The organism is Paenibacillus sp. FSL R10-2748 (assembly GCF_038005565.1).
Classification (GTDB): domain Bacteria; phylum Bacillota; class Bacilli; order Paenibacillales; family Paenibacillaceae; genus Paenibacillus; species Paenibacillus polymyxa_B.
This window is the reverse complement of record NZ_JBBOTK010000005.1, coordinates 403,148-425,466: the sequence shown is the minus strand read 5'-3', so window position 1 is coordinate 425,466 and position 22,319 is coordinate 403,148. Positions and strand designations below refer to the sequence as shown.

At 48.8% G+C, this 22,319-nt stretch carries 20 protein-coding genes and 1 riboswitch; of the genes, 6 read left to right on the top strand and 14 right to left on the bottom strand.

From position 1 onward, the window contains the following. Window positions 1-124: 124 nt before the first annotated feature. The 4 genes from uvsE to NSS66_RS17975 all read right to left on the bottom strand — a co-directional run bounded on the left by uvsE (window position 125) and on the right by NSS66_RS17975 (window position 3,846). Window positions 125-1,126: a UV DNA damage repair endonuclease UvsE gene (gene uvsE, locus NSS66_RS17990; protein ID WP_340959494.1), complete on the bottom strand. Its 1,002-nt coding sequence runs from the start codon at window positions 1,124-1,126 to the stop codon at window positions 125-127. 138 nt (window positions 1,127-1,264) lie between these two features. After that, window positions 1,265-1,588, bottom strand: a complete 324-nt coding sequence (locus tag NSS66_RS17985; protein ID WP_023987008.1) for a hypothetical protein — start codon at window positions 1,586-1,588, stop codon at window positions 1,265-1,267. Between the two features lie 101 nt (window positions 1,589-1,689). Beyond that, window positions 1,690-2,778, bottom strand: coding sequence for a D-alanine--D-alanine ligase (locus tag NSS66_RS17980; RefSeq protein ID WP_023987007.1), 1,089 nt, complete (start codon window positions 2,776-2,778; stop codon window positions 1,690-1,692). A gap of 72 nt (window positions 2,779-2,850) precedes the next feature. Next, the gene (locus tag NSS66_RS17975) at window positions 2,851-3,846 is read right to left on the bottom strand and encodes an amidase domain-containing protein (RefSeq protein ID WP_023987006.1); all 996 of its coding nucleotides are present in this window, start codon (window positions 3,844-3,846) and stop codon (window positions 2,851-2,853) included. Window positions 3,847-4,266: 420 nt separating this feature from the next. Here NSS66_RS17975 and acnA point away from each other — a divergent pair, with 420 nt between their 5' ends. Continuing rightward, complete coding sequence (gene acnA, locus NSS66_RS17970) at window positions 4,267-6,978, top strand: aconitate hydratase AcnA (RefSeq protein WP_264454182.1); 2,712 nt, start codon at window positions 4,267-4,269, stop codon at window positions 6,976-6,978. A 267-nt stretch (window positions 6,979-7,245) separates the two neighbouring features. Here acnA and NSS66_RS17965 read toward each other — a convergent pair whose 3' ends face one another. Further along, window positions 7,246-8,082 carry a YitT family protein gene (locus NSS66_RS17965; RefSeq protein ID WP_023987004.1) on the bottom strand — a complete coding sequence of 279 codons (837 nt, stop codon included), beginning with the start codon at window positions 8,080-8,082 and terminating at the stop codon, window positions 7,246-7,248. Between the two features lie 506 nt (window positions 8,083-8,588). On the opposite strand from NSS66_RS17965, the gene NSS66_RS17960 reads away from it, so the two are divergent. Next, window positions 8,589-8,741, top strand: coding sequence for a hypothetical protein (locus tag NSS66_RS17960; protein ID WP_010348453.1), 153 nt, complete (start codon window positions 8,589-8,591; stop codon window positions 8,739-8,741). 123 nt (window positions 8,742-8,864) lie between these two features. On the opposite strand, the gene thiC is transcribed toward NSS66_RS17960, so the two are convergent. Both thiC and NSS66_RS17950 read right to left on the bottom strand, forming a co-directional pair. Next, window positions 8,865-10,709, bottom strand: a complete 1,845-nt coding sequence (thiC, locus tag NSS66_RS17955; protein ID WP_023987003.1) for a phosphomethylpyrimidine synthase ThiC — start codon at window positions 10,707-10,709, stop codon at window positions 8,865-8,867. 187 nt (window positions 10,710-10,896) lie between these two features. Further along, window positions 10,897-11,009: riboswitch (TPP riboswitch) on the bottom strand. Between the two features lie 155 nt (window positions 11,010-11,164). Then, on the bottom strand, window positions 11,165-11,908 hold the full coding sequence (locus NSS66_RS17950) for an IclR family transcriptional regulator (RefSeq protein ID WP_023987002.1): 744 nt from the start codon (window positions 11,906-11,908) through the stop codon (window positions 11,165-11,167). Window positions 11,909-12,206: 298 nt separating this feature from the next. Between NSS66_RS17950 and NSS66_RS17945 the strand changes: the two genes are divergently transcribed. Both NSS66_RS17945 and NSS66_RS17940 read left to right on the top strand, forming a co-directional pair. Continuing rightward, window positions 12,207-13,244: an alpha/beta hydrolase gene (locus NSS66_RS17945; protein ID WP_023987001.1), complete on the top strand. Its 1,038-nt coding sequence runs from the start codon at window positions 12,207-12,209 to the stop codon at window positions 13,242-13,244. 253 nt (window positions 13,245-13,497) lie between these two features. After that, on the top strand, window positions 13,498-14,877 hold the full coding sequence (locus NSS66_RS17940) for a Fe-Mn family superoxide dismutase (protein ID WP_023987000.1): 1,380 nt from the start codon (window positions 13,498-13,500) through the stop codon (window positions 14,875-14,877). 26 nt (window positions 14,878-14,903) lie between these two features. Here the strand turns inward: NSS66_RS17940 and NSS66_RS17935 are convergent, their stop codons facing one another. From NSS66_RS17935 to NSS66_RS17905, 7 genes are all read right to left on the bottom strand, one after another. Beyond that, window positions 14,904-15,743, bottom strand: coding sequence for a lipoate--protein ligase family protein (locus NSS66_RS17935; protein WP_340959493.1), 840 nt, complete (start codon window positions 15,741-15,743; stop codon window positions 14,904-14,906). A gap of 165 nt (window positions 15,744-15,908) precedes the next feature. Next, the gene (folE, locus tag NSS66_RS17930) at window positions 15,909-16,502 is read right to left on the bottom strand and encodes a GTP cyclohydrolase I FolE (protein WP_013308743.1); all 594 of its coding nucleotides are present in this window, start codon (window positions 16,500-16,502) and stop codon (window positions 15,909-15,911) included. Window positions 16,503-16,556: 54 nt separating this feature from the next. Continuing rightward, the gene (locus NSS66_RS17925) at window positions 16,557-16,811 is read right to left on the bottom strand and encodes a YneF family protein (RefSeq protein WP_013308742.1); all 255 of its coding nucleotides are present in this window, start codon (window positions 16,809-16,811) and stop codon (window positions 16,557-16,559) included. A 105-nt stretch (window positions 16,812-16,916) separates the two neighbouring features. After that, complete coding sequence (gene queG, locus NSS66_RS17920; RefSeq protein ID WP_028541010.1) at window positions 16,917-18,665, bottom strand: tRNA epoxyqueuosine(34) reductase QueG; 1,749 nt, start codon at window positions 18,663-18,665, stop codon at window positions 16,917-16,919. Window positions 18,666-18,760: 95 nt separating this feature from the next. Next, complete coding sequence (gene rnhA / locus NSS66_RS17915; RefSeq protein ID WP_023986996.1) at window positions 18,761-19,198, bottom strand: ribonuclease HI; 438 nt, start codon at window positions 19,196-19,198, stop codon at window positions 18,761-18,763. Window positions 19,199-19,291: 93 nt separating this feature from the next. Next, window positions 19,292-19,876, bottom strand: a complete 585-nt coding sequence (lepB, locus tag NSS66_RS17910) for a signal peptidase I (RefSeq protein ID WP_023986995.1) — start codon at window positions 19,874-19,876, stop codon at window positions 19,292-19,294. 131 nt (window positions 19,877-20,007) lie between these two features. After that, entirely contained in the window at window positions 20,008-20,433 is a 426-nt protein-coding gene (locus tag NSS66_RS17905; protein WP_023986994.1) for a GNAT family N-acetyltransferase, read from the bottom strand. Between the two features lie 521 nt (window positions 20,434-20,954). Between NSS66_RS17905 and NSS66_RS17900 the strand changes: the two genes are divergently transcribed. After that, a complete protein-coding gene (locus NSS66_RS17900; RefSeq protein WP_023986992.1) occupies window positions 20,955-21,569 on the top strand; it encodes a superoxide dismutase in 615 nt (204 codons plus the stop codon). A gap of 134 nt (window positions 21,570-21,703) precedes the next feature. Next, window positions 21,704-22,195, top strand: coding sequence for a DinB family protein (locus NSS66_RS17895; RefSeq protein ID WP_069080776.1), 492 nt, complete (start codon window positions 21,704-21,706; stop codon window positions 22,193-22,195). Window positions 22,196-22,319 lie beyond the last annotated feature (124 nt).

Below are 22,319 nucleotides of genomic sequence, written 5' to 3'. Positions count from 1 at the left end.
CTACAGCACAGTCTCTTAACCATCTCTGTTTCATTACAAGTTTGCTAGTTTACACATTCTAGTATACACAATAAACTGCATAAAGTTTCTCTAAATGGGAGCTTTATCCGCGAAATGCCACTTTCTAAGGCATAATTTCTACGGAAGCCCCATCCAGCACTTTAACCCCATTGTCTTCCTGAAGGCGCAGTTCATTCATCAATCCGAATAACGCTTCATCCTTAAGCTTGGCTTCAAGCATGACATCAATCCGATCCGTATATCCGGCAATATTGCGCAAAAAGGTAAGCAACGGCTCCACTAGAACACCGTCCGCATGGCCCCGGGGATCTTTTTCACTTTTGGGACTGGACGCATGGATTTTGGGCGGCAATGGATGATCAACAGAAGATCCGGCTTGGGCCAATTCCCCTTTCCAGGTATCCAAAATATCCGGCCATAGCTCCCACGGCTTTTCCCCCTCATTATTCACCCATTGATGATGAATATCGAGAACCATCGGCAACCCCGTCAATTTGCAAGCCTCCAGCGTTTCCACCGCATTGAACGTTTTATCATCATTTTCCAGCGTTAACCGTTCTCTTAACGAAAGATCCAGCACACTAACCTGCTCTACAAAACGCTGGCCTGAGGTCACCTTATCTCCGTATGCACCACCAATATGAATGTTGTTCTTGGCTTCGGCACCGAGCCCCATGGCCTCCAGCATCGCTTTGTGGTACTTCAGATCATTAATGGAGCTCTGCAACACCTCAGGACGGGGAGTGCTTAACACTGTAAAATGATCGGGGTGAAACGATACCCTCATCCTATTCGCCTTGACATAGTTCCCTACCTCTGCAAAATCAGCAGCAAGCGCCTGAAACGGGTCCCAATCCCGCAGATCCTGATGGGTCGCGAGCGGAATCAGCTTAGATGAGAAACGATAGACCTGGATATCACTCGCGCGATTATGGCGCAGCAGCCTCAAAGTATTATGGAGATTTTCGGCTGCTATCCGTTCTAGCTTGCGGATCGCAGCTTCTCGGTCTCCAATCTTGGTAAAGCTGCTCATTGTCATGGTTTTAGAGGGGGATGCATTTTGCACGGTAACCGACATGGCTACATAACCGAACCTTACGATCATAGGGTGTCTTCCTTTCAGCAGTCGCAGTAGATGGTAAGGCCGCTTTCGTTCTGTGACCTAAAACCCTTTTCTACTGATCATACCCGGAAAAGCACCTGCTGATTCGGTGTTATCGCACAAATTGCAAGAAGGAAACAGCTAGGATTGCTGCTGTGCTCCAAAAAACATTTCATCCGCCAATGCGGTCTGAATTCTCGCTTCCTCTTCATTCAGCTTACGAATGAGAATCATTTCAACTTCGGTCACTTCATCGCCCTGGAAATTAATTTCGGCGATACAGCCCACAATCTGCACGATGGCTACTGCCACGTTATCCACGCTGTAAGCGATGACCTTCTGGCCTGTCGGAAACACGCGCAGCCCGGATTTAACCATCTTGCCACGTCCGTATTCCAGCAGTTCGTAAAGTTCTTGTTCGCTCTTGAATTTGCACACTGAGTTAAATTCAGTTTGAAAGCCCATGTGTAGCCGCCACCTTTCATGATTAAGGGTTTAGTGTTGTGCTCAAAGATATGCCATTTATATGAACAAAAAGGAGAGTGATCAGCTCCCCTTTGTTTCGTTTATGAGTTCTCGTAGTGCAGTGCCGACCTGCGCTCATAACGCTCCAGTGCAAGGGCAATCATGCGGTCCAGCAGACTTGCATAGGATACGCCTGTTTCTCTCCACAGTAATGGATACATACTGAACGGTGTAAAACCAGGCATTGTATTCACTTCATTAATAAGGATATGTCCGTCCGAGCGTCTGACGAAGAAATCGGCACGGGAAATCCCGCAGCCTTCTAGAGCGCGGAATGCTTGCAATGCGGCTTCACGAATACGATCTGCCACTTCCTCATCCAACGGTGCCGGAATAAGCATTTCCGATTGGCCATCCGTATATTTGGCAGCGTAATCGTAATAATCACTCGCCGATACAATTTCACCCGGTACCGAGGCAATCGGCTCATCATTGCCCAGTACGCTGACCTCAATCTCACGGGCATCGACGTACTCCTCGACAATCACCTTTAGGTCAAATTGCAAAGCCAGATCTACAGCCTTTTCCAGCTCTTCTCGGTTGCTGGCTTTGGAAATACCGACACTTGATCCCAGATTGGCTGGTTTGACAAAGCAAGGATAACCTAGCTCGGTTTCCATGTTACGTACCAGATCATGACTGGTTTGTGCCCACTGTGTACTATTAAAATAACAGTATTTCACTTGCGGCAATCCTGCATGCTCAAACAGCTTCTTCATGACGCCTTTATCCATACCTGCTGCCGAAGCCAGCACTCCTGCACCGACATAAGGCATATCCGCCATTTCGAACAGCCCCTGAATCGTTCCGTCCTCGCCAAAGGTGCCGTGCAGCAACGGAAACAGCACATCCAGCGTCTGCTCTCCGTACAGCTTGCCGAACAATGTATCTAATGCCGCCTTGGTGTCACCCTCTGCGCGTTCCAGCTTCAATTGCTCTACAGAAGCCAGAGGAGCGCTTAATAGCGCCCCTCTACGCCAATCGCCAGCCTTCGTAATATAAAAAGGAATAATCTCGTATTTCTCATAGTTAAAAGCGTTCATTACCGCATACGCCGTTTGCAGCGAAACCTCATGTTCACCCGATTTGCCACCGTACACCAGCCCTACGGTCAATTTTTGATTTGCCATGCCTATCCTCCGCTTTCCTGCTTTCGTCATGTGACTGATTTGCATCAATGTACCTGTTATCCATCATCTCATTTAAAAATAGTCGGCGATGTGATAAAAGCGATATACCGTGTTGTCGGTCCACGCATACGAATTTTTATAGTCCCAATAACGATGTCTGGAGCTTACCGTATGTGCATTGACTAGCGGCATGCCGCCCGCATCAAAGGCCGTGACCACCGTGCTGTGCTGGAAGGTTCCGTCACCATCCCAATCGTAAAAAATGACGTCCCCCAGCATGAGCTGCTCTGGGCGACTCACCTGCTCAGCGGTCAACCCCCATGAGCTGGAGCCCAAATACCGCTCCAGACTGTTGGAAACTGCCCAACTGTAGCTCCACAGCTCACGTCCGGCGACCCGTCCTTTATACCACCAGCCCGATTCTCTTTTACCAGTATAGTGGATCGGTGCTCCCCCTGCAAAGAGGCATTGCGAGATATAATTGGTGCAATCCACATCAAAACCTTCAAACTCCGGATTGAAGCTATCCCACCACTGATCTGCATAGGCCGCTGCTTCTTCGCGGCGATATCGGCTGGGACGTGCTGATGAGCCGAAGCCCAGCACACCGCGATTCAGCAGCGGCAGATTTCCTCCTTGATTAAACGAAGCCTGTTCAAAAGGAACCTCTCCCCCCGCAGGTTTCCTTTCTGCCGGATCGCGCTCAATTCTCGCTACCTGCCAGGCTTCACCCTCGCGTGTGAACGTCAGACGCTCCCGTTCAATCCGATCCTCCCGGTGAGTCATCCCGCCCTTCTCATAAAAGAGTCGGACATGCAGTTGTACATCTACCACAGCCTCATCCGGAGTATCCTGCACCATTCGTAGCGGCTTGGCGCGTGTCTCGCTGCGTAGGGGAACAGCGTCCCGTTCGTTGTACCACTGCTCCAATCTGGCCGCACGTGCTGCTCGTTCCATCCGCTGCCCCACCTCCAGATACTCATCTGGCTGCGGTACACCATTCACTTCACTGCGATTGTATTGATTCACGTAAGCAAAAAGGGCCTGTTTCCATTCCCGCTCCCCCATCCCAATCCCTCCATATTCGTCCCGCTATCCTTTTCCGGGGATAACCGGAATGATGTATAACTTCCTTTCTTCCCTCTCTGGTCTGAAATGCTCTCTATCTATAAGTATGAATCTCTAAAGCTTGGTATGAACATCGAAACGCGAGGGAGCGGAACGTTTTATTTTCCAATCTGCAACGCATCATTTAGGCCAAAAAAACTTTACGGAACCGTCTGAAAACGGTATACTTAATCCAAAAGCAATCATTTTGAAATCACGTTTCATCTAATGAAACAAATTACATTGATCGCAACCTCTAACACGTAATGAACCACTGAAGATGTAATTGAGAACGCAACCAATTTAAACCAACTGTGCAAGACGTCGAAAAAACGACATCCCTATTTTCCCCCAAGCATCCACTTCAAGGAGGTAATACTTATGTCAGGAAAAGATCAATTCTCCATTGCCCGTAGTCTCGAAGTTAACGGTAAGCCTTATCGCTACTATAGTCTTAAGGCACTGGAGGAACAAGGAAAGAGCGGTATTGCCAAGCTGCCTTTCTCCATTAAAGTGTTGCTGGAAGCCGCGGTTCGCCAATTTGACGGACGCGCCATTACAGAAGAACATGTGCAACAGCTGACAGGATGGGCTGAGGATCGTGACACCAACAAGGAGATTCCGTTCATTCCTGCACGCATCGTGCTTCAGGATTTTACCGGTGTCCCGGTGGTTGTCGATTTGGCAGCTATGCGTGATACGGTGAAAAAAGCGGGCGGTGATCCGAAACAAATCAATCCGCTCGTCCCTGTCGATCTCGTTATCGACCACTCGGTCATGGTCGATGCTTTCGGTACCAGTGATGCGCTGGATTACAATATTAATGTAGAGTTTGAACGCAACGAGGAGCGGTACCGTTTTCTGCGTTGGGCGCAAACGGCGTTCAACAACTTCCGCGCCGTTCCGCCATCCACCGGTATCGTCCATCAGGTCAATCTGGAGTATCTCGCCTCCGTGGCCGCCACCAAAACCATTGACGGCGAAACGGTCGTCTTTCCAGATTCCCTCGTGGGAACAGACTCCCATACCACGATGATTAACGGCCTTGGTGTTGTTGGCTGGGGTGTCGGCGGGATTGAGGCAGAGGCGGGTATGCTGGGGCAACCGCTGTATTTTGTCACTCCCGATGTGATTGGCTTCAAGCTGACAGGCAGTCTGACGGAAGGCTCTACCGCCACCGATCTGGCGCTCACTGTAACGCAAATGCTGCGTAAAAAAGGCGTAGTCGGCAAATTCGTGGAATTTTACGGGCCTGGTCTGGCTAACATCAGCTTGGCTGACCGTGCGACAGTTGCCAACATGGCACCGGAATACGGCGCAACGATTGGCTTCTTCCCGGTCGATGCGGAAACGCTGGCCTACCTGCGCAGCACCGGACGTTCCGATGAGCAAGTAAGCCTCGTAGAGGAATATTACAAAGCCCAAGGCATGTTCCGCACATCCGATACACCGGACCCTGTGTTCAGCGATACGATTGAGCTGGATCTGGCTTCGGTTGTACCGAGTCTCGCCGGACCCAAACGTCCGCAGGACCGTGTTGAGCTTAGCCGCATGAAAGAAACGTTTGAAGGCATTATCCGTACCCCGGTGGACAAAGGCGGCTATGGACTGAGCGATGAAAAAATCGCACAGAAGATTCCGCTGACCCATCCGGACGGCTCCACCAGCGAGTTGGGTACAGGAGCAGTCGTTATTGCAGCTATCACAAGCTGCACGAATACCTCCAATCCAAGCGTTATGCTCGGTGCGGGCTTGCTGGCCAAAAAAGCAGTGCAGCGCGGGCTCAAAACTCCAGGCTATGTTAAAACCAGCTTGACACCAGGCTCCCTCGTCGTGACGGAATACCTGCAAAAAGCCGGATTAATCGGACCGCTCGAAGCCCTCGGCTTCCATGTAGCAGGTTACGGCTGCGCGACCTGTATCGGTAACTCCGGCCCACTTCCTGACGAAGTGAGTCAAGCCATCACAGACAATGATTTGACGGTTGGAGCAGTCATTTCCGGCAACCGGAACTTTGAAGGTCGTGTGCATGCGCAAGTAAAAGCCAACTATCTCGGCTCACCGCCACTGGTTGTCGCTTATGCGCTGGCAGGCACAGTGAACATTGATTTGGTGAATGATCCGCTCGGTTACGATCAGGACAATCAGCCTGTCTACCTGAAAGATATCTGGCCAACCTCCGAGGAGATCAAGGAAGCCATCAGCCTGTCTCTCAGCCCGGATATGTTCCGTCGTAAATATGAGAATGTATTTACTGCCAACGAAAAATGGAACTCCATTCCGGTTCCTGAAGGCGAACTATATGAATGGGATGAAAAATCAACTTATATTCAAAATCCACCATTCTTTGAAAAACTTCAGGATGGCGTGCAGGATATCAAGGAAATCCGTAATGCCCGTGTGCTTGCCCTGTTGAATGATTCGGTCACAACCGACCATATCTCACCAGCAGGCAACATTGCTCCTTCCAGCCCGGCAGGACTGTACTTGAAGGAGCATGGCGTGGAACGCAAGGACTTCAACTCCTACGGCTCCCGTCGCGGTAACCACGAGGTCATGATGCGCGGTACATTCGCCAACATCCGTATCCGCAACAATGTGGCTCCAGGTACTGAAGGCGGCGTGACCAAATACTTGCCAACGGATGAGGAAATGTCCATCTATGATGCATCCATGAAATATCAGGCAGCCGATCAAAACCTGATCGTCATTGCTGGTAAGGAATACGGCACAGGCAGTTCCCGTGACTGGGCGGCCAAAGGTACGCTTTTGCTGGGTGTTAAGGCTGTCATTGCCGAAAGCTTCGAGCGGATTCACCGCAGTAACCTGGTCGGCATGGGTGTACTGCCTCTGCAATTCCAGGAAGGCTATGGCTGGTCCAGCTTGGGTCTGAACGGTCGTGAAACGTTTGACATTCTTGGCATCGACAATGACGTGAAGCCTGGTCAAGAGCTTACGGTTGTGGCTAAACGCGAGGATGGCACGAAGTTCGAATTCCCGGTAATTGCCCGTCTGGACAGCACTGTCGATATCGACTACTACCACAACGGTGGTATTCTGCAAACCGTATTGCGTCAAATGATCGAAAGCTAAGTTTATGAACTTCATATGTGAAGAACCCCCGTTTTGCAGATAAAGCTGCAATCGGGGGTATTTTTTTATTTATATAAACCGAACTTAAGAGTTACCTATAGCGCCACTGCGCAGTCGGATGGTGCTTCGCTTGTACAGCACCATTCCGCCTACTCCGTTTTGATGTTCATTTTTCAAGTTCATCTTATTTATATAAAACAAAAAAAGTCGATCCCTCAGGACCGACTTCTAGCCACGTTCTCTTATAACCCTACCTTCGCACGCGAGTTACTTCGAAATATCCAAAAAGCCCTCTCCGAACACGTCCCGCACGTCATGAATGGTGATAAATGCTGCTGTGTCGATGGCTTTCACTATCTTTTTAAGCGCTGACACCTCTTGTTTACTAATGACGATATACAGCACTTCTTTTGGATTTTTAGTGTAATATCCGTGGCCTGACAGGACGGTAACTCCACGATCCATTTTCGTGATGACCATCTCGGCAATTTTATCTTGGTGCTCCGAAATGATCATGACCGCTTTTTTAGGGTTTAGTCCTTCGATCATGAAGTCCATCACCTTCGTACCAACGTACAAAATAACGATAGTTAGCATCAATTTTTCTGGACCAATAATAAAATAGGAAGAGAACGCGACAATCAAATCAAAAAACAGCAGGCCATAGCTGATATTCCAATCCAGATACTTGTTGGCAATTCGGGCTAAAATGACCGTTCCCGCCGTAGTGCCACCTACACGTACAATTAAGCCAATGCCGACCCCCACCAAAACTCCGGCAAATACAGCATTAATCGTCGGCTCATGCGAATCAATCCGCCAGTTGACCGTTAAATGTAGAAACAGCGAGTTAAAAGCGACCGCAATTATAGTGTACAGGGTCGTTCTCTTGTCCAAAAATTTATATCCGACAATCAACAGCAAGCCATTGATCACCAGATTGACGATCGAGGGAGACCACTGAAACAGGTAGTACAAAATGATCGTAACCCCTGTAACGCCCCCCTCACCAAACTCATTCGGGATCACAAACAGATTAACAGCTAGCGCGAAAAAAAACGCACCCAGAATAATAAATGCGATATCTGCAATACTTTTTTTCATATATGCTCTAATCCTTTCTCTAACATTTCAAAGGATGAATCGCCAGATGGATTGGCTGACTCTTGTTGCCAAAATACGCTGACAACCAGTTCATGGTATCTACTACCAAACATAAAGTCAATACAACTTTGACACTTTAATTCGCCACCAGACTGCCTCAATCCTGACTTGGATTCCGCAAAATTCTCCTTTTACAAGGTTATTCGACAAAATAACACAATCCCGACTACTAAACTAAGAAAACGGGCCTCTAGCCCTTGTTTTAGACCTAGGCACATTTTCCTCTAAAACGACCATCCTCCTAATCAACATTTTGGACACATATGACCATCTTCCTGTTTTATGTCAAAAGCGTTTTACTTTGAAAAAATGTGGGTATAATGATTGAAACATTACCAAGCAACCTACATAGCATCACGACATCAAGTACATACAAATAGTCCTATACAGACGTCCTAAGCAACTCAATCTGAATTTGACAATATGGAATTGGAGGAATGACCTACATGAATACAATGAACTTAACCGTCCACACCCTGATGCCCTTTCACCACCAATACCAACGTGCCAACGCGGTGAGTATGCAGAAGAAAGAAGATAGCTCGGAGAAGAAGCTCAGCTTTCAGGACATTTTGAATGAAAAAATGGGTAAAAAATAAGGCGCCGTTTATCCGGTTGCAAGATCCCGCTTTACATAAGCTAAAAAGCCGTAGTTTCCTACATCGACTGTAGAGAACCACGGCTTTTTTTAGTTCATTTGTTCCTAAACTCACACGTTCGTTTTACTGACCGCCATCCCGATACTGCTCTGCCTTCTCACGCATCCCGGCAGCTACTGCTTCTTGAGTGTTCAGCCCCTTATCCGCTGCATAAGCGCGAATGTCCTGCGTGATGCGCATACTACAAAATTTGGGACCACACATCGAGCAAAAATGTGCTTCCTTGGCGCCCTCTGCCGGTAGCGTTTCATCATGGTAGGACAAGGCCCGCTCGGGATCAAGCGACAGATTGAACTGGTCCCGCCAGCGGAACTCAAAGCGTGCCTTGGACAAAGCATCATCCCGCTGCTGTGCCCGTGGATGACCCTTCGCCAGATCGGCAGCATGTGCCGCAATTTTGTAGGTAATGACACCCTCGCGGACATCATCCTTATTCGGCAGACCCAAATGCTCCTTAGGCGTAACATAACACAGCATGGACGTCCCGAACCAACCGATCATCGCCGCCCCGATGGCTGAGGTAATATGATCATATCCGGGGGCAATATCCGTCGTGAGCGGTCCCAAGGTATAGAAAGGAGCTTCCTTACAAATCTCCATTTGTAAATCCACATTCTCTTTGATTTTATGCATAGGGACATGTCCTGGCCCTTCAATCATGACCTGAACATCATGCTTCCAGGCGATTTGCGTTAGCTCGCCCAACGTTTCCAGCTCTGCAAACTGTGCTTCATCATTCGCATCATAGATGCTACCCGGACGTAGACCATCCCCGAGAGAAAAGGCCACATCATAGGCTTTCATAATTTCGCAGATTTCTTCAAAATGCGTATACAAAAAATTCTCCTGATGGTGCGCAAGGCACCAGGCTGCCATGATCGACCCACCACGGGATACAATTCCCGTCATTCTATTCGCCGTCATCGGTATATACCTCAGCAATACACCCGCATGAATTGTAAAATAGTCCACTCCCTGCTCCGCCTGCTCAATCAGCGTATCGCGATACAGCTCCCACGTCAGCGCTTCTGCTTCGCCGTTCACCTTTTCAAGTGCCTGATACAGCGGTACAGTCCCAATCGGTACAGGAGAATTCCGAATGATCCATTCACGTGTTGTATGGATATTACGGCCTGTGGACAGGTCCATAACTGTATCCGAGCCCCAACGCACAGCCCAGGTCATTTTCTCCACTTCCTCCTCGATGGAGGAGGTAACCGCAGAATTACCAATGTTCGCATTGATCTTCACGTGAAAATGACGCCCAATGACCATTGGCTCACTTTCCGGGTGATTGATATTCGAAGGCAAAATGGCTCGTCCAGCCGCCAACTCCTGCCGTACAAACTCAGGCTCCACCCCTTCGCGGATCGCCGCAAATTCCATTTCGGGCGTAATGATCCCTTGCCGCGCATAATGCATTTGCGTCACTGTACGACCTTGCGAAGCACGAAGCGGACGGTTGGTCACGCCGGGAAATTCAACTGTCTCCCGTTTGGAGCCAGGTTTCAGTCCATTATCCTCCGGTTTGACGGCGCGTCCCTCGTAAGCCTCCACATCGCCCCGTTCCAGGGCCCAAGCTCGCCGTAATGGAGGCAGGCCCTGACGGATATCGACCTGATAGGCTTCGTCGGTCATGGGACCGCTCGTATCGTACACACGCAATGGCTCATGATGCTCCGTGCCCTGCGGCGTATGTGTAGGATGAAGAGCAATTTCGCGCTCTGGCACGGCAATGTCCGGCCGTGAGCCTTGAATATATACCTTACGGCTCCCTGGAAAGGGCGTTACCCCTCTGGCTTGCTCCCCGTTTGTCTTCTCTACCTCAACTTCTTTTGTTCCTACCAATCTTACTTCTGTTGATTTCAATTCTGTTCCTTTTGTTCCTTCTACTTCTGTCGGCTTCATTGTCCATTCCTCCCGTTTCGATGAAATGACACACCGATCCGGAACCATTCCCAGGGTGGCGCTGATCTATGCAAAAAAGCCGGTTCCCCAGGGAACCGGCTAATCTAACGAGGCAGCTATCCAGACAGTACGCATGTGGAATAATCCTATTCCAATGCGTCACCGTAGACAGCAGCCGCGTATACATTTCAATGGCCGATTACTTCCCTACGCTGGTATGATCCAGATCAGGTGCAAAGGGTCCGGAATCTTGCACGATTCCATCTCAGCCCGGCATTACAGGCTCCCCCAGTAACTGTGATACTTCTATTCACATGAGGCGGCTATAACAGATATCCCGCCATCCTTACCAGACTACTTTAAATTTATGGCTTTGGCAACCCTTCTAGGTTCCCTTTACCAAGGAGACGCTCCCCATCAAATCACTCTGCTTGCTTCAACTGTGTTCATTCTTGTTACGGAAGCATAAGCCCCATTTCCTTCGCCGCTTCAATCAAAATCGGAGCAAAGTCATGTAGCGTCTCGGGTGCAAGCCGACTGACCGGACCGGATACAGATAAAGCCGCAGTGACCTGTCCCTTCCGGTTTACAATTGGGGCAGCCACAGCAGCAGCCCCTGGCTCCCGTTCTTCATAGCTGGTCGCATAGCCCTTCTCGCGAATGTCCTGCAGCTGGGCTTTATAGACCTCCGGGTCTACTGAGGACGGCCATTCATCCCCGCTTAGCAGGGCTTCCAGCTCCTGCGGCGGCATAAAGGCTGCCAGCACTTTGCTGGAGGCCCCTACAGCCAGCGGCATACGCGCACCTACAGGCGCAACCCTGCGGATCGCCTGATTGCTCTGCACGGCTTGTATGCGAATACGCATGCTGCCGTCACGTAAGTACAAGCTGACCGTCTCGCCCAGACGATCACGTAGTCCTTCCATTGCAGGCTGTAACAACACCGCCGGCTCGTCGCTTTGGGACAAGTGCGTGGATAGCTCCCAAATGCGGAAGCCAAGTCGATATTTTTCCGTTTCGGCATTCCGAACGACAAAGCCCCGATCCTCCAACGTAGTCAGCAGCCGATGAACCGTGCTTTTATGTAGACCAATTTTGGAGGCAATCTCCGTCAGGCCAAGATCCGAATCTGCGGTAAAACACAGCAGTATATCAAGTGCACGCTCTACAGCGCGAACGGTTAATTTACGGTCTTCCATCGTGAACCGCTCCTCTTGTATCCATATTCGTTTCACACTATGAAACATGGTTACATAAATTATATAGAATAGTCGCGGCTACTGTAAACCGATGTTTTTGTGACAACCATATTACAGAACGAGAACAAACATCGACAATTCTTTGCATCATTTTTACTTTTCCGGTTCAGGCGTTGACTTTGGATAATCCCCATCATACGATAATAGGTATCTATACGGATCTACACTACTATTTTCAAGTGGAATTATACCTAAATTCTATGAAACGAAGATCAATTTTATATAAGGAGGCTCTTACATGATTTCGACATCCCAGCGCAACGCTCAGCTACAGACCGCTGTTCAGGAGCCGTCCACCCCACTCTTTAATCCCCGTCTGCTGCGGTTCAAGCACGTTGTGATTGCTCTGCTGCTGTCGGTCGTCTTTTTTCTGTTGTTTTGTTTTATTGCCTTGCATGCTTACATCGCATGGGTACTTACGAATCCCACCGTTGCACCACTGTACTCTAATCCGATGCAGGCCAAAAGCATGCCTTATGAGGAAGTCAGCTTCCCTGCCAAGGATGGTAGCCGCATGGTACAAGGCTGGTATATCCCGGCGGATCAATCGCGGAAAACGATTATTTTCAGTCATGGCTATGGGGCTAACCGCGAAGAAAGCTGGATTCCCATGTATGATCTGGCGCATTATGCCCACAGTTTGAACTTTAATGTGGTCATGTTCGATTATGGATTTGCGTCACAAAACAGCAAAGCAGTCGCAACCGGAGGCAAAGCAGAATCCCAACAGCTCCTCGGAGCAATTCAGCTTGCGAAGCAACGCGGCTCGTCGGAGATTATCGTATGGGGCTTCTCCATGGGGGCAGGAACCGCTCTTCAGGCGGGCTTGCAAACCAAGGATGTGGACGCAATGATTTTGGACAGCACCTTCCTGCTGGAGCCAGATACGCTGTACCATAACATTCACAATCAAATTAATCTGCCAAGACATCCGTCTTTGGAAATTCTGGAGTTGCTGTTTCCAGTCTTGAACGGAACCAGCTTGCATCAAATTCCATATCAGGAAGTTAAAAAGGAAAACTATCCGTTCCCGATCATGTTTGTGCATGGTACACAGGATGAAAAAGCTCCTTATCCTATTGCGGAAAAGCTCGCTGCCAATCAAACCAACCCGCTTTCCAGTGTATGGATTGTTAAAAACGGGATACATGAGCTTATTTTCAGAGAGCACCCTCGTGAATATTTGCGACGGGTATCGACGTTTCTAAGCAGTGTACAGGAGCTGGAGGACAAGAAAACCATCGCTGATGCCCACAAACAAACGACTACGAAGTAAATTTTTCGAAGAACTGTATTCTATTCTTCGCCTGGAAGAAGCCTGCCTATGGACACTTAACCCGTGCCGTAGCTGGGCTTCTTTTTCGTTTTCCATGGGTATTCATTGTTTTACGTAACAGATGTGACCGGATTAAGGGAGTTCATAGACATATTCCTGATGAGACAGCGAATATACTGGGTACGTATGCATCCAGGGCAGATCTGCCAGATCCGCCGGATAGCCATAGTAGGATACGGGAGGTAAAAAAACGATGCTGAGTACTTATGGGTCTTTCCTGCCCTTACGTGTGCTGGAGGAAATTCGGCATTGGAAGCAGCAGGAAAGTTGGCATGTGGAAGTGATTAAATCCGCTACCGAGGGATTGGAGCCAACTTATGTACGGTTGCTGGATGATTGGCGGACTGTATTCGAACAGACGGAACGCACCGCCATAGAGTTGCTAGAAGAGCAACGGAGCGTACTCGATCCGGCAGATCAGGCGTGGCATCAGGAATGGAAACAGATGTCGGCTGCTCCACAAGCACATACACACGAATTCACTGGACATTCAAAACAGTCAAGGGGATTAGACGCATCATCATCTGTAAAGATGCCATTGTCAGAGTCAGCCTTAAACTCTCAGCCTGACTCACAAGAATTAAATCGTCGACTGGACGATTTGCTGCAAACCGCAAACCGTCAGTCACAGGAGTATGTACGACAGCTCGGTCTGCTGAGCGAACACAGTCATGCATTGCGTCAGCAGCCAAAATCCGCCGGAGTTGTATTACACGCGGCACATGAAAGCCAATATTTCCTAATCTCGACAACCCCCTTTCAAGAACCTGGCTCCATCGCAAGGGCTGCTAGGTTGTATCATGTAGCGGCAGAGGGTGAGAATTACCCAGAGGAAGCGTTTCGAGAACGGCAGGCAGGCATAAGGGGAGAAGGCGCATGGACGACTAAAAGCGTCAAGTCCAGCCAGGCACAACCTTCGGCAACGGAAAAAACCTCAATCGGCCGGTCGGTTCCTATTGGGGGACATCGGCTACCGCCGCTCCCTTACCCCTATAATGCGCTTGAACCGTATATTGATGAGAAAACGATGCGTATTCACCATGATAAGCATCATTTGAGCTATGTGAATGACCTGAATAAAGCGGAAAAGAAGCTGGAAGAAGCCCGAAAAACAGGTGATTTTGACCTCGTAAAACATTGGGAACGAGAACTGGCATTCAACGGCGCAGGCCATTATCTGCATACTCTTTTTTGGACGATCATGAGTCCTAAAGGTGGCGGAAACCCAAGCGGACCGCTGGCTGAACAGATTAAAAAGGATTTTGGCAGCTACGATGCATTCAAAAAGCAATTCAGTTCGGCAGCCGAAAAGGTCGAGGGTGGCGGCTGGGCTATCCTGGTATGGAGTCCACGCGCGGGACGGCTTGAAATTTTGCAGGCCGAAAAGCACCAGAATCTGACTCAATGGGAGTCCATTCCGCTGCTGGCGATAGATGTATGGGAACATGCATATTACTTAAAGCATCAAAATGAGCGTAACAAATACATTGAGGATTGGTGGCATGTCGTTAACTGGCCTGAAGTGGAAGCGCGCTACGATCAAGCCTCCAAACTGAGATGGCAACCCTTCTAAGCTTCTAAGCTAAAGAAAAACTACACCTACAAATCGTATCGCTCTCTGAGCGCTGCCATTTGTTCGGTCAATCCTTCCGGTTGTACCACCCAGCCATCGGCAGGTAAAATGGCTGTCCGGCTCTCAACGACACGGCGCAGAGATGCCGTGTACGCCTCAACAGATGGCACTCCAGCCAGCTCTGCCAGGCTACCCATCGTTGCTGGATTCACCCGGGGGTAATCCTGCTGCTGCACGCCTGCCGATGTGTCCCCGGCTGCCTCTGTATAGAAATGCTGCACCGCCTGTGCACGCTCTGCACCGCTGCCCTCAATCATCACGAAGGCTGTGATGATATACGCCTTGGCTTGGCGCCGCTGTGCAATGCCGCAAAACTTGCGGCCCCGGACGCTGACATCGTAATCCCCGGGACAGAAGGACCCGAGGATTTCTCCGGTCTGCGCCTCGCCAGACCACGGAACCAGCGCATCGGCAATTAGCGCTGCCATGAGCCGAAAATCCTCATGCAGGCTGATGGCCCGCTGTGGATTCGGCAGGATTAAGGACAGGTTCAGTACCCCTCTGTCCAGCATGACGGCTGCTCCACCCGAGGGGCGTACGCATACCGAGGTTCCCGCGTTGCGCACTCGTTCCATCGCCTGTGGGGCGTAGGGAAGCCTGCGGTCCCGGTGACCGATCACAAGCGCTGACGGATGCCGCCATAGATGCAAAATGGGTGTAGCTCCTTTCCCTACTTGCCGACAAGCCAGCTCCTCCCAAGCCAGCGGAGACAAAACATTCTCCTGAGTGGCCGCGAGTGGCGTTTCAAACCACTGTAACTCAGGCAAAGCTGTTGTTTTTTCCGTTGATCTATGTACATTCTCCATACGTTATCCCCTATCTATAAAAATAACTGTTATCCATAGGCAAATCGTAATTTTAAGGCAGCTATCCCGTCGTCTCTATTTCTGATGTTAACAAAAAAAGGTGGCTACGCCTATGCGTAAACCACCCTTTTTTTGTTCATCACATAAACGTCTTGCGATGTTCGATCAATCCTTGAGCAGCGACAAAAACTCTGCGCGCTGCGCTGCATCATCACGAAACGTACCGCGTACCGCAGACGTTACCGTTTTGCTACCAGGCTTTTTGACACCTCTTGCACACATGCACAAGTGCTCGCCTTCCACGACCACCATAACCCCGTGAGCGGAGACCGCTTCATTTAAAATATCAGCGATCTGTGATGTAATACGCTCCTGTACCTGCAATCGGCGGGTCACTGCCTCTACCAGGCGTGCAAGCTTGCTCAGTCCTACAATTTTGCCGCTGGGTACATAGCCGATATGCACTTTTCCGAAGAAAGGAGCCATATGGTGCTCACACTGGCTGTAATAGACGATGTCCTTCACGATCACAAGCTCCTCGTGATTCTCGTCAAATGTCACACCCAACGCATCCCGGGGATCAACCTCATAACCCGCAAATATTTCCTCATACATGCGCGCAACGCGTGCCGGTGTTTCCAACAACCCTTCACGCTTGGGGTCCTCACCGATCAGTTGTAAAATCTGCTCCACATGGTACTCGATTTTATCCCGGTTATCCGCAGCTTTGCGGTTAATATAATCTTTTACGCCAGCCACAGTAATCCTCCTCTATGCAGCAACCTCATGCGGCATCCGTGCTCACGTTGCTCATTATTTCCGACGGCCCTGATTTTTACGCGGACCAGGCTGATTTTTGGAGAACTGTTGGTTCTTCATCATCTGCTGGGCTTTTTGCATTTGTTTCCCATTCAGGTTGTAACCCATCTGTTTGGCCATTTTTTGCAGCGTTTCAGGGTCGTTTTGCATCTTTTCAAGCTGTTTACGAAGATAATAAGCACCGATGAAAAATCCCCCAACCAAACCAGCAATCAGGGTAATAATCGGAATGACAATATTCCACACCACGAAGTCGTCACCTCTGTATATTTATATGAAACATCTTGAATTGCACGAACCTATCATAGCAAAACATGGGACAGCTAGCAAATCACTTTTTGCAAACATATGTCCTTATTGTTTCTCCAAATCCAGCAGCTTCGTCTTGACTGGTAAGCCTCCAGCATAACCGACCAAACTTCCGTTTGCACCCGATACCCGGTGACATGGAAACAGAATGGGTAACGGATTTTTGTTATTGGCTCCACCCACAGCACGTACCGCCTTGGCTCGTCCGATCGATTCTGCAATATCTTTGTAGGACACACTTTGTCCGTACGGAATATTTTGTAATGCACGCCATACCTGCTCTTGAAAAGGAGTGCCTCTCAAATCATAGGCTATACTGAATTCCCGTCGTTCTCCCGCAAAATATTCACGCAGTTGGTCCGCGGCTTCGCGCAGTTTTTCCGGCTCCTGCACATAGACATATTCCCCAATCCATGTTCGGGCCCATTGCTGAAGCAGTGCTTCCTTTGCATGAAAAACGCCATAGTCTATTCGGCACAGCCCCCGATCCGTAGCGCACAGCGTCAACGTGCCCACAGGTGTCTCCATCTCATCATAATAAATGGTGGTTGGACCCTGTGAATCTCCGGCCGTTACTTCTGATTTTGGTAATTCAGACGCCTTTTGCTGTTCTGCCTGCTCTTGTTCCTCTAGTTTGGAATGCGCTTGCGCGATCATTTCGCGTACTTGCTCATGTTGTTCCTTCTCTGATGCTTGCTTGATCGCTGTCATAGCGTTCTCCCCTCCTATTCGACTCAAAGCCCACGCCGCCGTGCCTCGTAGCTCGGGACGCGGATCATCCAATAAAACCTCCGTTAACTTGGGCACCGCGCTGATATCCTTGAAATTGCCCAGTCCAATGACTGCATTGCGTTGAATGGGCTTCTTCCCCCGCCAAGCCGCCGCACTTTGTCCAAATCGGTCTTTGAATTCACGGTTGCTCAAATCCAATAACGGCAGCAGCAACGGCTTCACAATTTCAGGATCGGGTGTAAGCTCGGGATGGTGATCCCAATTGAGACCCCGATTTTTGGGGCATACCATTTGGCAGGTATCACATCCGTATAGCCGATTCCCTATCTTCCGCATAAACTCCTCATCCAGAAAGCCCTTCGTTTGCGTCAAAAAGGACACACACCGCTGGGCATTCAGCTGTCCAGGACCCACAAGCGCGCCCGTAGGACAGGCATCCAAACATTTGGTACACTCGCCGCAACCATCCGTTACCGGTTCATCTGGCTGGAAAGGAATGTTCGTCAACAGCTCACCTAGATAAATCCATGATCCCAGCGTCGGTGAAATCATCATCGTATTTTTGCCGCTAAAGCCAATCCCTGCGCGTTCCGCAACGGCTCGATCCGACAATTCTCCGGTATCCACCATGTTTTTCAATATGGCATCAGGTACCCGCTCACTTATAAAAGCCTCAAGCTTTTCCATCGCTTCGCGTAGTACCAGATGATAATCTTTCCCCCAGGCTGAACGTGCCAAAATACCACGGTACTTCCCCTTGTCCGACTTCGGCGGGTCCTTCATTTTGGAAGGGTACGCCACCGCAATAGCAATCAGAGATGCAGGCTGTGAGCCATACAGCTCCGGGTAGATCCGCTTATCAATATCTGGCTCTTCAAAGCCGGATTCATAGCCTTTCGCACGATGCTCTTCCAATATAGCTTTCAGAGACAGAAAGGGGTCGGCGGATGCGAACCCGATGGAGTCGATACCCAGCCCTGGAGCTGCCTCAATAATTTCCTGCTTGAGCGAAGCCCAAGTCGAAGCGGTTCCGGCAGCCGCCTGAGTCAATCCGCGTTGCATCCGATACTCACCTCTCTTCCACTTTTTATCATTACAGATATGAGGATTTGCAAAATTCTCATATCTCAAATTTCAACAGAAAATAGCAGCAGATGCTACCGTAAATTTTTAACAGCACTGGTCGCCAGAAAATCACAGCGATTATTCAGTTCATTGTCACTGTGCCCCTTAACCTTCACATATTCAACCTCATGCTTACCCATCAGTTCCCACAATTCTTCCCATAGTTCCTTGTTCTCCACTGGCTGGTTTTTACTGTTGCGCCAGCCATTACGAAGCCAATTCTTAATCCAGCCCTGTTTGAAGCAATTGACGACATAGGCAGAGTCACTATGTACTTTCACATGGCAAGGCTCCTTGAGCAGCTTCAGTGCTTCAATCACGGACTTGATCTCCATACGGTTGTTTGTCGTCATTTTCTCGGCACCCGACAGCTCCTTACGATGTTCCCCATACAGCAAAACAATCCCCCAGCCCCCAGGACCGGGATTTCCCGAACAAGCACCGTCGGTATATACCATCACTTCTTTCATCATCCTCTTCCTTTCCTAATCGGTAACCGCCTGCTCCGTCATGGTCCTGATCGGTTCGGACGTGTTCCGCATTAATTTCAGACTTTAGTTGCTCTATAGCCATTTCCACTCAGATATCGGCCAAAATATAAATTCTGCACGTCCCAGTAAATCTTCAGATTTAATGCTTCCAAAATAGCGGCTATCCTTGCTCGCTGCAATATGGCGATTATCTCCCATGACAAAAAAGTGCTCCGGCTCCACCGTAAAAGGACCATAATCACCATCCTCCACGTCAGAGTTGGTGTAAGGTTCATTTAGCAGTTCACCGTTCACATACAAATGATTATGTTCAACTCGGATTACATCTCCGGGAATACCTATGACTCTTTTCACTAAAAATCTTGGACTCGACAGCTTGGAATCGGGATCTTTTAAAATCACAATGTCCCCCCTGCCCGGATCATGAAAATTATAAACCAGCTTGTTGACGAACAAATGCTGGCTTTCCATTAGCGTCGGCTGCATCGAATGTCCTCTGACCGTGGACAAGTTAAATACAAACAGGTTCAGAAGCAGCAAGACGACCATGGCAATCAGAAGGGTGACTAACCAATCGCGTATGTAACCAGAGTGACCTGCTGGTTTGGACGTTTCCGGCGAGGGAAGCGGGCCTGGCGAAGGAGCCAAAGCGTCCATGATTAAACCTCCTTAACCCTGTTATAAATAGAAAAGCATATCCCGTACCCGATTGCAACGGTTACTCAGATATGCTCTAAATGTAAATATTATACTTAATGTTATTCAATTCTCTTTATTTCGATTCCCGATTAATGAGGCGCCAAAATACTCAGCTTCTGAAAAGCCTGTAAAATCTGGCTTGCTCCATAGCCCATCGCTTCGTACAAAGGCATGGCCGCACTGTTATGCTTGTCCCCTGCTACCCAAATACGGCTAACCTTACGTTGCTGAAAACGCTGCTCCATGGATTCCACAAGCGATTTGCCGATTCCCATCCGACGACGATCCGGGTGAATAGCGATACGATAGTAACAACCATCATTCTGATCGATCGTGCCGATCAAAGCACCAACGATCTCACCCTCTTCTTCTGCAACGATGATCAAACCGGAATCCCACGAAAGCTGACGGGCAAACGCACTCACCGTCTCTTTGTAGCACTCCTCTGACAAGGCAATTTGCATGAGTTCCGTTACTGAGTTCACATCACTTAATTGAAAGGAACGAACGTGCATAAGTAATATCTCCCTTTTCGTAAGCATAATAAAAAAATTGAGACAGCACCGTCATTTTTACATAAATCCTTAAATTTCTTATCATGGTGTTAATCACAAGGCATTATGATAAAAATGCATACGATCTGCTATATATGAAATGAAGAACAGGAAAAGGGTGTATGCCCTCAAGTTCGTCATGTCATAGACATGACAGATTATAGCAGACGACAAAAAAGCCGAAATTTCTGCTTCCTTGACCATTAAACCATACTTTTTGATGGAATACATCCCTTTTTCTCATGTAAGCGCTGTATATAAAGCGTTTACATTTCAATGTTCACAATTTACCTCTTATTACCTAGGTATTATGTATTCAAATCGGGTTTTTGGACATGCTAGCTACCAGGCCGTATTGCCCAGTTTGCTATTTTACAAACAAAAATGTTGATTAAATAGGCTGAATGCGGTTTAATATAACTGTCGAGGGTATTATTACATAGGAACACTTACCCAACCATATAACCAGGAGGGATTTTACTATGGCATTTCAATTACCAGAACTTCCTTACGCAAAAGACGCACTGGAACCGCACATTGATGCACTGACAGTAGAAATTCACCATGATCGTCACCATAACACATATGTAACGAACTTAAACGCAGCTCTGGAGAGCGCTCCTGAACTGCAAAGCAAAAGCCTGGAGGATCTGATCTCCAATCTGGACAGCGTTCCTGAAAGCATCCGCACTGCGGTTCGCAACAACGGTGGTGGACACCACAACCACAGCCTGTTCTGGGAAGTTATCGGTCCTAACGGCGGTGGACAACCGACAGGTGCTATTGCTGAAGCAATCAGCAACGAGCTGGGCGGCTACGACAAATTTAAAGAAGACTTCACTAAAGCAGCTACAACACGTTTTGGTAGCGGCTGGGCTTGGTTGGTTGTCGGCAAAGACGGCAAACTGGCGATCACTAGCACTCCAAACCAGGATAGCCCGCTGTCCGAAGGTCTGACTCCAGTACTTGGACTGGACGTTTGGGAGCATGCTTACTACCTGAAATATCAAAACAAACGCCCAGACTACATTGCAGCATTCTACAATGTAATCAACTGGGATGAAGTAAACAAACGTTACGCGGCTGCAAAGAAATAAGCCAGTAACAACATCTCTATCCTATAATAAAGGGCTGTCTCAAAAGTAGATTTTCTACGAATGAGACAGCCCTTTTGGCATTCCATGGTAAACTGGTGGAGATGATTCTCAAATACAGCTCTGGAGGTTGATGGATGCAGACTTTTTTTCGTTACAACTGGATGATTCGTGAACAATGGTACCGCTGGTGTGAAGAGGTGTCGCAGGAGGAATTACTGAAACAACGCGTCGGCGGAGTCGGCGGCATTCTAAAGACACTCTTTCATATCGTTGATGTGGAGTGGAGCTGGATTCAAACGATTCAGGGCAAACCCGACTTTCAGGAGGACTTCTCTCTGTATGATACGCTCGACAAAGTCCGTGAGCTGGATGCAAATTTTCGACTCGATGTCGAGCCGTTCGTGCTCGCCTGGCATGATGGTCTGGAACGGAAAAGGTTTGAAGATCACCTCCCGGACGGCAGGATTGTAATTGATGCCTGGGGCGAGGTGATGCGTCATGTCATCGCCCACCAAATCCACCATATTGGGCAGTTGTCCATATGGTCTCGGGAGCTAGGCAAGCCTCCGGTTTCGGCCAATGTAATCGGCAAAGGGCTGATTGAAAGCGATGGTGGCATCGATTAGCTTTAACGAACATACAAGTATATTCATGTGACTCAGAGCCGTCCTCGGTCTTTTTTAACGACTGAGGACGGCTCTTTTACTTTTTCATCTATACTCTCTTGTCCATTCCACGCATATTCTCTTC